This window comes from Algoriphagus aurantiacus, assembly GCF_035156405.1.
Classification (GTDB): domain Bacteria; phylum Bacteroidota; class Bacteroidia; order Cytophagales; family Cyclobacteriaceae; genus Algoriphagus; species Algoriphagus aurantiacus.
The window spans coordinates 1-13,315 of record NZ_JAXRUT010000023.1; the positions used below are offsets into that span (position 1 = coordinate 1).

10 protein-coding genes are annotated in these 13,315 nt (G+C 39.3%); 8 read left to right on the plus strand and 2 right to left on the minus strand.

Features of this window, described 5'->3' with window-relative positions; genetic code table 11:
* Positions 1–77: 77 nt before the first annotated feature.
* Positions 78–338, plus strand: a complete 261-nt coding sequence (locus SYJ56_RS19405; RefSeq protein ID WP_323837048.1) for a hypothetical protein — start codon at positions 78–80, stop codon at positions 336–338.
* Between the two features lie 76 nt (positions 339–414).
* Here the strand turns inward: SYJ56_RS19405 and SYJ56_RS19410 are convergent, their stop codons facing one another.
* Positions 415–1,209: a thymidylate synthase gene (locus SYJ56_RS19410; protein ID WP_323837050.1), complete on the minus strand. Its 795-nt coding sequence runs from the start codon at positions 1,207–1,209 to the stop codon at positions 415–417.
* Positions 1,210–1,344: 135 nt separating this feature from the next.
* Between SYJ56_RS19410 and SYJ56_RS19415 the strand changes: the two genes are divergently transcribed.
* Positions 1,345–3,600 carry an efflux RND transporter permease subunit gene (locus SYJ56_RS19415; RefSeq protein WP_323837052.1) on the plus strand — a complete coding sequence of 752 codons (2,256 nt, stop codon included), beginning with the start codon at positions 1,345–1,347 and terminating at the stop codon, positions 3,598–3,600.
* An 8-nt stretch (positions 3,601–3,608) separates the two neighbouring features.
* On the opposite strand, the gene SYJ56_RS19420 is transcribed toward SYJ56_RS19415, so the two are convergent.
* Positions 3,609–4,652, minus strand: a complete 1,044-nt coding sequence (locus SYJ56_RS19420) for an endonuclease/exonuclease/phosphatase family protein (RefSeq protein WP_323837054.1) — start codon at positions 4,650–4,652, stop codon at positions 3,609–3,611.
* Positions 4,653–4,987: 335 nt separating this feature from the next.
* Here SYJ56_RS19420 and SYJ56_RS19425 point away from each other — a divergent pair, with 335 nt between their 5' ends.
* From SYJ56_RS19425 to SYJ56_RS19450, 6 genes are all read left to right on the plus strand, one after another.
* Positions 4,988–5,563 (plus strand): DUF2911 domain-containing protein, encoded by a 576-nt coding sequence (locus tag SYJ56_RS19425; RefSeq protein WP_323837056.1) that lies wholly within the window; start codon positions 4,988–4,990, stop codon positions 5,561–5,563.
* A 133-nt stretch (positions 5,564–5,696) separates the two neighbouring features.
* Positions 5,697–8,111: a penicillin acylase family protein gene (locus SYJ56_RS19430; RefSeq protein ID WP_323837058.1), complete on the plus strand. Its 2,415-nt coding sequence runs from the start codon at positions 5,697–5,699 to the stop codon at positions 8,109–8,111.
* Positions 8,112–8,116: 5 nt separating this feature from the next.
* Positions 8,117–8,488 carry a hypothetical protein gene (locus tag SYJ56_RS19435; protein WP_323837060.1) on the plus strand — a complete coding sequence of 124 codons (372 nt, stop codon included), beginning with the start codon at positions 8,117–8,119 and terminating at the stop codon, positions 8,486–8,488.
* 113 nt (positions 8,489–8,601) lie between these two features.
* Positions 8,602–9,120, plus strand: coding sequence for an ArsR family transcriptional regulator (locus SYJ56_RS19440; RefSeq protein WP_323837062.1), 519 nt, complete (start codon positions 8,602–8,604; stop codon positions 9,118–9,120).
* 151 nt (positions 9,121–9,271) lie between these two features.
* Positions 9,272–11,893, plus strand: coding sequence for an SLBB domain-containing protein (locus SYJ56_RS19445; protein ID WP_323837064.1), 2,622 nt, complete (start codon positions 9,272–9,274; stop codon positions 11,891–11,893).
* A 19-nt stretch (positions 11,894–11,912) separates the two neighbouring features.
* Positions 11,913–13,232, plus strand: a complete 1,320-nt coding sequence (locus SYJ56_RS19450; RefSeq protein ID WP_323837066.1) for a UDP-glucose dehydrogenase family protein — start codon at positions 11,913–11,915, stop codon at positions 13,230–13,232.
* Positions 13,233–13,315: the final 83 nt, after the last annotated feature.

Here is a 13,315-nt window from a genome sequence, read left to right on the forward strand (position 1 = left end):
CTCGTTTTTCATACCCTAAAATACAAAGAAGCAGTCAGAATAACACAGAAAAATTAATATAATATACTGTTAATCAGTTGATTATAAATACATTCTCCCTGCAACGGTCTTTATTTGCTATTTTTTTTAGAGTGTATGATTATGGTGATTTCTTCAAGGAATTTGAAAATGAACTGATTACCAATTACAATTTCAAGAAACCACAGTCTGCAGTGAATTTTCATTACATAGAAAATGAACACTATTCTGCCGTACTGGATGTGTTTGGTCACTCACAATATTTCTGCTGGAATGATAAGCAGGAATTAGATAGATGTCTGGAAGGAATAAACCTATGAGTAGATAATTTCCAAAAAAGCTCTGGATCGATTTCGGTTCAGGGCTTTTTCATATCTAAACTTAGCAAGTCATTCCTTAAACTGCCACTGCAGCTTTGATATGTGGGTGTGGATCGTAATTGATTAATTCGAAGTCTTTGTATGCGAATTCAAAAATATCCGTCACATCAGGATTGATTTTCATAGTTGGTAATTCCTTCAGTTCACGGCTTAGTTGTAATTCGGCTTGCTCCAAATGATTTGAATACAAATGAGCGTCTCCAAAGGTGTGAATGAAGTCTCCTGCTTCCAATCCGCAGACTTGAGCTACCATCATAGTGAACAAGGCATACGATGCGATATTGAATGGAACTCCAAGAAAAACATCAGCGCTTCGTTGATAGAGTTGGCAACTTAATTTACCATCGGCTACATAGAATTGGAAGATGGTGTGACAAGGAGGCAAAGCCATATTATCTACATCCGCGACGTTCCAAGCACTCACGATATGTCTGCGGCTGTCTGGTTTGGTTTTGATCTGGTGAATAAGATTCTTGATCTGATCAATTTCTCCTCCTTTGCCATCTGGCCAATGTCTCCACTGATATCCATAGACCGGCCCTAAATCGCCATTCTCATCTGCCCATTCGTTCCAGATCGATACTTTGTTCTCATTGAGATAGTTGATGTTGGAATCACCTTTCAGAAACCAAAGAAGTTCAATAATGATAGACCGAAGATGAAGTTTTTTGGTGGTGACAACGGGAAACCCTTTCGATAAATCAAAGCGCATCTGATGACCGAAAATACTTCGGGTTCCTGTTCCAGTTCTATCTCCTTTCACGGCTCCTTCATCAAGGATTTTGCGCATCAAATCGTGGTATTGCTTCATCTTTTCTGTTTGATTTTCAAGTTTCGGCAAGTTAATCAGTTCAGAGAATAAATGGAATTGATTTAGAACAAAGCACACTCAATCTTATTATACTTGAAAGGGGAATCAGGTCTTAAAGCCATTTACAAAAAACAAATGTTCCAAAAATCAACAGCTTATGCGTTTCTTTTTCTTGCCACTTTACTCAGTATTTTGCTGATAATTTTCCGTCCAATTCCGCAGTTTAATTATGATTTTGAAACATTTTTTCCACAGAATGATCAGGATCTGGATTTTTATCAAAGCTTCAAAAGTCAATTTGAAAATGACAATGACTATTTGCTCATAGCCTTGAGTAATCCTAGTGGAGGGCTATTAAAGCAGGATTTTCTAGCTAAATCCCATTCCATACAATCTGAAATTCAAAAATTGGATAAAATCGATACGGTTATTTCTATTCTGAATTTGAACCAACCTATCATTGGGCTTTTTGGCTTGACAAATCGAAAAGTAGTAGACTGGTCAACTGAAACTTCCTTGGCTAGGACTTCTGTGAATTTGGATCAGTATCGCTCACAATTGATTTCAAAGGATGGGAATTCACTCTTGCTTTGGATTAAAAATGAGCAAAATATATCCAAGGCTGACGGAGATGCATTGTATAATTCGATCAAGGATATTTTTACACAGTATGGAAGTAATCCTACTGCCATAGCTGGTAAAATCCAAATGCAGGGAGACTTTATCAAACTAATGCAAGATGAATTTGGGCTATTTTTTGGATGCTCGATCTTACTCATGTTGTTTTTACTAGTATTAATCTTCCGCTCTTGGTGGGGAGTGCTTATACCACTTTTTGTACTAATTGTCGGAGTTGCTTGGGCATTTGGATTGCTTATCTATTTGGGCAAACCCTTAGACGTGATGTCAGTGATGCAGCCAACTATTTTTATGATTGTAGGCTTGAGTGCGTTGATACATTTTTTCACGCACTTAATAAAAAAAATCAAGACTGGTGCAACTAAAGAGGAAGCTATCCGCGCTGTTTTCGCAGAATTACTTGTTCCAGTTTGGCTAACCGTACTGACTACTTCCTTAGGTTTTATTTCTCTCTATTTTACTACTATACCGGCTCTCCAAGATTTTGGTTGGACCACGGGCCTAGGAGTTTTAGTGATATTTTGTTCAGTTATAGTTATTGCTCCAGGATTATTATTTCTAATCCCAATAAAAATTCACCCTCCCCTGCAAAAGATTGACAAACCCAGCATGTTACTTTGGGTTTTCTCCTGGCAATTGAAACACAGAAAATGGATCTATTTTTCATTTCTAGGAATCACTATTCTATGCATTACCCTTGGGTCCAAAGTGATAATCAATGGATATCTTCTTGATAACTTGCCAGTTGATCATCCTATCCAAAAAGATTTTGAATACTTCGATGAGCAATTTGGAGGGTCAAATCCCCTGGAGCTTTATTTGTCAGTAGGTAATGGAGCTAATTCTTTACTAGACCTAGAAGTTCTAAAAGAGATAAATAAAGTAAACACAAAAATCCATGAATTATTTGGTGAAGGACAGACGATTTCACCATTGACTCTGGTGAAATCCATTAATCAAGCACAAAATCAAGGAGATCCAAAAGCATTTATTCTTCCTTCAAAAGGCCAGTACCAGCGTATGAATCTATGGCTTGATAAAGTGTTGGAGTCTGATGGACCAAAAGTTTTGAGTGACGATAGAAAATCAGGCCGAATCAGTGCCAGAGCTCCAGATCTCGGTTCATTGAAAATGACAGAGCTCCGCGAGGAATTAAATGAATTTGTCAATTCAGAAGTGAATGCGGATTTGCTAAACGTACGATGGACAGGTACGGCTTATTTAATTGATAAAGGACATAAATCAGTGACTTTGCAGATGGCAAAGGGCCTAGGTGTTGCGTTTCTTTTGGTAGGTGTAATTGTGGGCTTTTTATTCAGATCTTGGCGGATATCATTTCTTCTTTTGATCCCTAATTTAATTCCACTAATCTGGATGCTGGGATTAATGTATGTGTTGGGTATTGAATTTAAGCTGACGACAGCCATTCTATTTACAGTTGCATTTGGTATCGCAGTAGATGATAGTATTCATTTTATGAGTAGGCTAAAGCATGAACTTAACTTAGGTAAAAACCTGATTTATGCCTTGAAGCGTACATATTTGGAGGCTGGCAAAGCAATGGTTCTGACCACGGTTGTATTGACAGCAGGATTTGGCTTGTTGATTTTTAGCCAGTTCGGAGTAACTCACTTTACAGGTTTGTTGATTTCTGCTTCAATGATTTTTGCCCTTTTGGCAGATATGCTGCTGCTACCCTTGTTGCTTATACCCTTGAAAAAAATGTGGGAGAAAAAATTCAACAACTCATAAGGAATTGACTATTTCTCGTTTGCCTCCAATGTGAAAGTAGCTGATACCGGATAATGGTCGGAATAGTCTACCTCTCTGTGAGTTTTGAACTGGACTGCTCGGAGCTTTTCACTGGAAAAAATATGATCGATCCTTAGGAAGAAAAGTATGCGGTTATAAGTGAAACCAAAACCTCTTCCTGCTGCTTCAAAGGCATTTTTATAATTTTCCCCCAATTTAAAATAGGTGTATGAATAAGGTACTTCATTCAGATCACCCATTAAAATCAATGGATGTGGACTGTTATTCATGTGCTCTAAAAGCACCTTAAGCTGCTTACTCCGGGCTAGGCTGCCTCTTTGAAGTTTTCCCAAGGTTTGCCTATAATTAGCTTTTACCCCTTCTATGTTTTCTAATCCGTCAGAGTCAATTCTCATTGATTCTAAGTGTGCATTATAAATACGAATAGTATCACTTTTAACCACAATGTCTGCGAAAATAGCTCCGTTAGTTCCCTGGGCGTCAAATACCTTTCCGTCATTGATGATGGGGTATTTGGAGAAAATCGCTAGCCCATTTGACCTTTTGCTTGGATTACCGTCTGTGATATGATAGGAGACTTTATAGTTCGAGTTTTTCCCGAGAATTTTTACAGCATCCCGCGATGGGGTAGTGTTATCTTGGTAAAACTCCTGAAATACTTTTACATCAGCGGGCTGATCCTGCAGCCAAGAGAGCACATTTGAACCTGGAGTTCCCTCACTTTTAGGGTTATCATAAAACATATGGGCATTGTAAGTGAGAACTTTGAGACCTTCGGCAGTTTCATTTTTGGGATGAATCTGGAATGTGGCTAAGAAAAACTTATAGCCAATCAGTAAAGCGAGTAGTGGCAAAATGGATAGTCTTCTCCATGATAGTATGAAAATCACCAAGAGGAGTAGATTCAGGAGTAAAATTACCGGGATGAAAAATGGCAAAAGTCCAACGTATTGAAAATACTCTGGGGAGATATAAACGCTAGCAAACAATACTAATGTGACGGCAAAAATGAGCCAAGTAATGACTTTCATGAATTGTAATTAATCTGACAATAAAGTAAGCAATAAATCATAATCCTATTGAAGCATTAGGTCTTATAACCTTCTGGGCAATCTTCGATCCAATTGGAAATTGATTTCCAAAAATCATTTAACTAATTTGTAAAGGTAGAATATTTGATATTCCAGCAAATGATTGCGGTGCAAATGGTGAAAGAGAGGCTTGAATTTTGCTGATTTACCAAATATTAGTTATTTCGATAGTAAATTACCCACTATGAAATTGAGCATGTCGAAGAAGACACCCATTGGGATGATTATCAACCATGCGAGATTCCATGTGACCAATAAAAATCAATTATAAACTCATGAAAACGTACCATACGATTTTAGCATCAGGAATGATTGCTGTAGTTTTTGCTTCATGCAGTGAATCAAAGACTTCCGAATCCTCAGGGTCTGAAGTAGCTGAGCAAACTATGGAGGCTTTAGAGACAGAAGAATCCAGACCTAGTCCATTAATGGTAAAAGAAGGCCAGATTTCTGGGAAGGCATTCAAAGTGCAATATGGTTCTCCTGCTGTGAAAGGGCGTGAATTATGGGGTGACCTAGTTCCATTTAATGTGGTTTGGAGAACTGGGGCAAATGAAGCTTCTTATGTAGAACTATCTGAGGAAATGACTGTGGAAGGCAAAAAACTTGCTCCCGGTAAATATTCTTTGTTTACAATCCCTAAGGAAACCGGACCATGGACTGTAATTTTCAATTCAGAATGGGATCTAGAACATGGACATTTTCAATACGATGAAAAAAATGATGTGTTAAGAGTTGATGTGGCGCCTGTTTGGGAGGAAAGTAGCCAAGAATTACTTTCAATCGAAATCGAAAATCCTGGAATAGTCATTCACTGGGAAAAACTTAAGCTGCCTATCAGTATTAATTAGAAATACATATTTCTTTAGAAGCCTTCAATTAAGAATTGAGGGCTTTTTTATTTGATAGTGTCAAAAGGATGGATGGATTTGCATAATAATATAGGATTAGGCTAAATTGGTCACCTTACCTAAAACCCATCCAATGAAGTATGTAGGCTTTTTAGTCGTTTTGGTTTTGACAATCGCATTAGCTGTAGCGGTTTCCACACCCTTTGGAGCGATCCCACCTTTGGCTCCTTTGCTGGATCCCTATCATGGGTTTTGGCAGAATTCTATCTCTGAAGATAAGTTGGCTGAAGATGAGTTGGAACTCAATAATCTAGGTAGCGAGGTGAAAGTTATTTACGATGAAAATCTTATTCCTCACGTTTTTGCAAATAATGAGGCTGACTTATACAGAGCTCAGGGATACATTACTGCGAAGCATAGACTTTGGCAAATGGAATTCCAAACTATGGCTGCGGCAGGTAGAATCTCAGAAATTGTGGGTCCAATAGCTATCGATTTAGATAGAATGACTCGCCGAAAGGGCTTGGCTTATGGCGCAGAGATGGGGATGAAATTTATCCAGGAGAATGATCCTGATTCTTTTCTTTTACTAGAAGCCTATGCGGATGGGGTGAATCAATACATTGACCAGCTCTCCGTTGGTCGATTACCAGTAGAATATAAAATCCTGAACTATAGACCGGAGCATTGGTCTGCTTTTAAATCCATCCTCTTATTGAAGTATATGACTGATATGTTGGTGGGAGATCGGGATTTGGAGTATTCGAATTTGCGGAAAATTCTAGGTGATGTAATGCTGGATAAACTTTACCCAGAATATCCAAGTGGAGTAGAACCAATCATTGAGCCAGGTCACAAGTGGGATTTCAAATCGCTTTCAGTCACTCGGCCAGATAGTATCAACTATCCTGATGATCAATTGGTGATTGATCCCTTGCCTCAGCCAGAAGAAGGAACGGGCTCAAATAACTGGGCAGTATCCGGCTCTAAGACTAAAAGTGGAAATCCAATTCTGGCCAATGATCCGCATCTGAGCTTAAATTTACCTTCACTTTGGTATTCCATGCAATTGACCACACCTGAGCATTCTGTCAAAGGAGCTACCCTTCCTGGAGCATTGGGTGTGATTTCTGGATTTAATGAAAATATAGCTTGGGGTGTAACCAATGCTACAAGAGATACACGGGATTGGTACAAAATCACTTTTCAGGATAAATCTAGAAAAGCTTATCGCTATGGAGATAAATGGAAACAGACCACCTTCCGAGTAGAAGAAATCAAAGTCAAAGGCGAGGATCTGTTTCTAGATACCGTAGTCTACACGCATTATGGGCCTGTCGTTTATGATAAGACTTTTAATTCAAACCGTCAGGACGTTAATTTTGCATTGAAATGGAACGTCCACGAAGGTTCTAATGAACAGAAAACCTTCCTTTTGTTGAATACGGCCAAAAACTATGAGAATTATAATACTGCATTGGATAATTTTACCGCTCCGGCTCAGAACTTTGTTTTTGCTTCCAAGAGTGGTGATATAGCCATGAGAATTCAGGGGAAGTTTCCTTTGAAATGGAAAGGTCAAGGTAAGTTTTTTATGGATGGGGCGGATCCCAGCATGGAATGGCAGGGATACATTCCTAATGAGCAAAATGCCAGTACCTTAAATCCTTCCAGTGGATTTGTCAGCTCAGCGAATCAGCATCCTACGGACTCCACTTACCCATATTATGTCTTCGACAATAGCTTTGAATTCTTTAGAAATCGTCGACTTAATAGCCGACTTAGCGAGATGAGTAACATCACAACTGAAGACATGCAAGGGCTACAGTTTGATGATTACTATTTACATGCAGCAGAAGCATTGCCGATAATGCTGGAGTTGATCGGAAGTGATTTTGAAAATGATGCAGATGCCAAAAAGTACCTCTCCATATTGAAGCAATGGGATTTTTATGCAGACCCAAATCAAAAGGCCCCTACCTTATTTTATATCTGGTGGAGAAAGACCTACAGTGAGATATGGAAGGAATTGGCATCCAATGTAGCGCCAGTCGTACTTCCAAACTACTATCAAACGGTTCTTTTTATGAAGAATGAGCCTCGTGGAGAAGTATTTGATTTGAAAAATACTGCAGAAATGGAAACTGCGGCAACTCACGTGAAGCAAGGCCTTAAAGAGATGATTGCGGACATGAAGAAATGGGAAGCAGATGAAGGGGATTTTTCTTGGGCCAATTATAAAAAAACCACAATTCAGCACCTTGTTCCCCAGTTTAAGTCATTTTCTGTGGAGAATGTGTACACTGGGGGCGGGGCTGGAATTCTAAATGCTACCAGTGGAAGACATGGCGCAAGCTGGAGAATGGTGATAGAATTAGGTCCAGAAGTTAAGGCTTTTGGGATTTACCCTGGAGGACAATCTGGTAATCCTGGAAGTAAATTTTATAGCAATTTCATCTCCATTTGGGCAAATGGTGAGTATCTGAATTTCGATTTGAGAACTCCAGATCAAGAAGAAGGCGTATTATTCAAAACTATTTTAAACTAAGGGCTATGAAGTTTATACTATTCACTTTTCTCACAGCTTTGCTTGTCATTGTATTTAATCCATTTCTGCCTTACTGGGCAATAATGTTATTAATTGCAATTTTCGCAGCATTTTTCGGTAAAAAGGGTGCTGGAGCTTTTTTCGCAGGTGGCTTAGGAATGGGCTTAGCTTGGCTAGGTCAGAGTGTCTACCTCAGCACAGTTTCTGGAAGCTCCTTGCCAGATAAAATGGGTGAATTAATGGGCTTGGGATCGGATATGGCCTTGTTTGCTTTTACAGGAGTGTTAGGCTTTTTACTTGGAGCTTTTAGTGCTTGGACAGGAAGCTTATTGAGAAAATTATTTAAAAGAAAGCCTGATAATATTTATGGTGGATAGAGACATAAAAAGGAAATAGTTAAAAGCCGTCAATCTTAATCAAAAACACCCAATTTATTTTTCATATTCAATGCAATGAGTACCTTTGTTACTCACTATTGAAGTGAATTTTTATGCTTGAATCCTTAATTACCTCAAAGACAAGGTTGAGGTTACTTGTTAAGTTTTTTGTTAACTCCAAAACGAAAAGCCATTTGAGAGGACTGGCCGATGAATTTGGTGAGTCTACCAATGCCATTCGAAAGGAGTTGAATAATTTGACTCAAGCAGGTATTCTGGTGAAAGAGTCAGATAAGAATAAAATTGCCTACAAGGCAAATGTGAAGCATCCATTTTTTTCCAACATTCAAGAAATCATTCGAAAATATCTGGGCTTGGATAAGCTACTCGAGCAGATTCTTGAACGAATGGGTGAGGTGAGTCAAGTAATTCTTGTTGGTGATCTTTCTAAAGGTATCGATTCAGGTAAAATTGACGTAGTGGTTACCGGTGATAACCTAAATGAGGATTATATTTTAAATCTATCAAATAGGATAGAGGAACTGATAGATCGAAAAGTGGTATTGACATTGCTACCTAGGAGGATGGTCTCTACAGGGCTGGTTTTGTTTGACAAGGAAGTAGGAGCTTAGGACGCTCAGAATTTTACGAGTTAAAATTGGCGATAGGCACTTTTGTGACTGAAAGGGCGAAGCTTTGATTATTTGTTTGAGAATTGATTAAAAATCAGAAATTAGCAGTTAGTTGTAAGTGAAAATTGAATTGAACACGAAAATTATTGAATTGAAAAAATATACTTGGTTGATTAATTCTAGGAATTACCTATTTCTGGTGATTTTTTTATTGCTAGCCTTTGCTGCGCAAAGTCAGAGCCTTTCGGATATTCAAAATCTTAAAGTAGATGACTTGTCCGATGCTCAAATTGAACAATTGATTAAACGGGCAGAATCAAGTGGTCTTACCACCAATCAGTTGACTGCTTTGGCACGAGAGAGAGGGATGCCCGCTCTAGAGGCAGCCAAATTGAGCAAACGAATTAGCGAACTTCAAATGTCTGCCAATTCGCAAAGTGAAGGACAAGTTGGGGATGGTGGTAGATCTTTGAGTGGATTACAAGAACCAGATATGTTCGATTCCATTCGCAGGTCTGACCCATACTATGATTTGACAGTAAAGCAGAAAAAGATTTTCGGATACAAATTGTTTCATAATCGAGATCTTAATTTTAGCCCTAGCCTGAATATTCCAACGCCACAGTCGTACGTGATAGGTTCTGGAGATCAATTGTTATTGGATGTTTACGGTGCGTCTCAGCAATCGTATGATTTAAGTGTCACTCCAGAGGGAAGAGTTTTCATTCCTAATATCGGTCCTATACAAGTAGGAGGATCTAGTATTCAAGCAGCTACAGTAAGAATCAAATCATCACTGGGAAGGATATATTCTGGGCTGAATGGAGCTAATCCAAATACTTTTATTCAATTAAGGCTTGGGAATATCCGTTCGATCAAAGTTTCGATGGTTGGGGAATTGACCAAACCGGGTACCTATACATTACCTTCATTTGCTACAGTGTTTAATGGACTATATGCGGCTGGAGGGCCCAATGAAAATGGTGCATTTAGAAAAGTTCAAGTATATCGTGACAGTCGATTAGTAGCGACGGTTGATATTTATGAGTTTCTGTCCAAAGGAGATCAAAATTCAAATATTACACTTCAAGACAATGATGTGGTGATCGTTCCTCCGGTAGAAACCCGCGTTGAAATTATTGGACCAGTGCGAAGAGAAGGACTTTTTGAAGTGAAGCCTGGGGAGTCCTTAGAAGATTTATATATCTATACCGGCGGTTTCACTAGCCATGCATACCAAGATAGAATAACCATCAGGCGAATTGAAAACAATCAGCGTAAGGTGCTAGATATCCCATCCAGCGAGTTTGATTCCTTTTCCCTACAAGACGGGGATGAAATATTAATTGGAGAGGCACTAGAAAGATTTTCCAATAGAGTGCAAGCTACAGGGGCTGTCACTCGTCCAGGTGAGTATTCATTGGGTGATGGTGGACTGACTGTCAAAGGACTCATTGAAAAGGCAGAAGGATTAAAACCGGAAGCATTTTCTAACAGAGCTACGTTGTACAGAACTAGCGCTGATCTGACTTTGGCTGCGGAAACACTTGATCTGAAAGGTATTTTAAATGGCACAGCCCAAGATGTTCCTTTAAAAAATGAGGATTTGTTGTTTGTGCCGAGTAGATATGATATCCAGGAAGAGTATTACGTGAAAATATCGGGAGAAATTAACTATCCCGGTACCTATCCATTCGCATCTGATATGACTGTGGGTGATCTTATTTTAAGGTCTGGAGGCATGTTGGAATCGGCTACAAATTCATCTATTGAGATCGCTCGGCGAATTAGAGATGCCACTTCAGGTAAAATTGCAGAGATAAAGACACTGTCTATAGATCCAAACTTAGAATTGAAAGAGGAAGAGAAAAATCTTACTCTTCAACCTTTTGACCATGTGTTTATTAGAAGAAGCCCTGGGTTTGAGAGAGAGCAATTGATAACTATCCAGGGGGAGGTAACGTATCCAGGTGAATTTGCTATAGCATCGGCAAACGAGCGGATTTCTGATGTGATCAAACGTGCAGGAGGAATAAGCCAATATGCCTATCCAAAAGGAGCAAGCTTGATCAGAAGAACTGTCTATCATAAAGGACCAACTGAGGAAGAGGTTAGGGAGGAAATACTTAAAGAAATTTTATCAAAACTAGATCCTGAAACAAACAGGAAGGCGAACGAAGCGGAAGAAATTTTGTATGAACGAATAGATAAAAAACTTGCTCAAAATGAAATTGAGAGGTTAGAAAGAGAGCAAACTGAGCAAAAACGAAAACTTTTTTTAATCGCCCCTGCATTTGACACATTGAGGCAAGATTCCACAATTACTTCTATGAGAATGAAAGAACAAGACTTTGTGGGTATTGATTTGGAGTATATTTTGAAACATCCAGGTTCAGAGGAAGATTTAATTTTACTTGAAGGTGATATCATCCAGATTCCCAAAGAGCTTCAAACAGTACGAATGGTCGGTGAGGTTTTACTTCCTACCACTACCAGGTTTGTGGAGGGAAATAAGCTCAAAAAGTATATTTATAGGGCAGGTGGTTTTACGGAAGATTCTCGAAAAAGCAAAACTTATGTAGTATATGCGAATGGAGATGCACAGAGTACCCGTAGCTTTTTAGGGATTAGGGTATTCCCTAAAATTGAACCAGGGGCGGAAATTGTTGTCCCTAGGAAACCTGAGAAACAAGGATTAAATGCTGCAGGATGGATAGGTCTTGCTTCTAGCTTGGCCACACTTGGAATTCTGGTAGATCGATTAATTCAATAATTATTTAGAATAGTATTATATGAAAATTGCAGTTGTAGGTACCGGCTATGTTGGTTTGGTATCAGGAGCATGTTTTGCAGATGTAGGGATCGAGGTTACCTGCGTGGATATCGATCAAAAGAAAATTGATAATCTCAAAAATGGCATTATGCCGATTTATGAGCCGGGTCTAGAAGAGGTTGTGGTCCGAAACTACAAGAGTGGAAGACTAAAATTCAGTACAGATCTGGGTGAGGCCATACAGGGAGCTTCAGTAGCATTTATAGCTGTGGGAACACCTCCAGGTGAAGATGGCTCAGCTGATTTAAAGTATGTATTGGCTGTGGCGGATGAAATCGGCACCAAAATGACCGATTATATTGTGGTCGCAACAAAAAGTACTGTGCCTGTTACGACAGGGGAGAAGGTTCGGGCAGCAATTAAAGGGGCCTTGGACAAAAGAGATTCTGATTTGCCTTTTGCGGTAGCATCCAATCCGGAATTCCTGAAAGAAGGAGCTGCAGTGGAAGACTTTTTGAAGCCGGATAGGATTGTGATCGGAGTAGATGATGAGCGTGCTGAAGAGATTATGAAGCGATTGTACAAGCCATTCCAATTGAGCGGAGAGCGTATTATCTATATGGATATTCCGTCGGCAGAGATGACTAAATATGCAGCGAATGCCATGCTGGCTACCAAGATTTCCTTCATGAATGATGTGGCCAACCTATGTGAACTGGTAGGAGCAGATGCGAATATGGTTCGAAAAGGAATTGGTTCAGATCCACGGATCGGGAATAAATTTATCTATCCGGGTGTAGGCTACGGAGGATCTTGCTTTCCAAAAGATGTAAAAGCAATCATCAAAACTGCCAAGCAATACGGCTATGACCTGAGGGTTCTTCAAGCTGTGGAGGATGTCAATGAGGATCAGAAATATGTACTCTCCCAGAAAATAAAGGCTCACTTTGGGGAAGACCTGACAGGAATGACCTTTGCGATGTGGGGATTGAGTTTCAAGCCCAACACCGACGACATGCGTGAGGCTCCGGCAGGGGTGATAATCGATGAGCTGAGAGCGGCTGGAGCTATGGTAAAAGCATACGATCCAGTAGCAATGGATGAAGCGAGAGAACATTATATCTTTGATAAAGTGACCTATTGCAAAGATGCATATGAAGCTTTGGTAGATGCAGATGCGTTGCTGTTAGTTACCGAATGGTCGGAGTTTAGGATTCCGAGCTGGGATGTGGTAGGTAGGTTGTTGAAGAACAAAATCATCTTTGATGGAAGAAATATCTACGATAAAAAGTATTTGAAAACGTTGGGTTTTGAAGCTCACGGAATCGGATCAAAATAAGTATAATATGCCTCTATGGATTCCTTAGAGGCATATTTTTGATTAAAACTAAAAAATTAAATTATCTAATTTGTATTTAAAGT

Coding starts and splice junctions, on each gene's coding strand:
- SYJ56_RS19410 (WP_323837050.1), bottom strand. CDS start 1,209: ATGAAGCAATACCACGATTTGATGCGCAAAATCCTTGATGAAGGAGCC.
- SYJ56_RS19415 (WP_323837052.1), top strand. CDS start 1,345: ATGTTCCAAAAATCAACAGCTTATGCGTTTCTTTTTCTTGCCACTTTA.
- SYJ56_RS19420 (WP_323837054.1), bottom strand. CDS start 4,652: ATGAAAGTCATTACTTGGCTCATTTTTGCCGTCACATTAGTATTGTTT.
- SYJ56_RS19425 (WP_323837056.1), top strand. CDS start 4,988: ATGAAAACGTACCATACGATTTTAGCATCAGGAATGATTGCTGTAGTT.
- SYJ56_RS19430 (WP_323837058.1), top strand. CDS start 5,697: ATGAAGTATGTAGGCTTTTTAGTCGTTTTGGTTTTGACAATCGCATTA.
- SYJ56_RS19435 (WP_323837060.1), top strand. CDS start 8,117: ATGAAGTTTATACTATTCACTTTTCTCACAGCTTTGCTTGTCATTGTA.
- SYJ56_RS19440 (WP_323837062.1), top strand. CDS start 8,602: ATGCTTGAATCCTTAATTACCTCAAAGACAAGGTTGAGGTTACTTGTT.
- SYJ56_RS19450 (WP_323837066.1), top strand. CDS start 11,913: ATGAAAATTGCAGTTGTAGGTACCGGCTATGTTGGTTTGGTATCAGGA.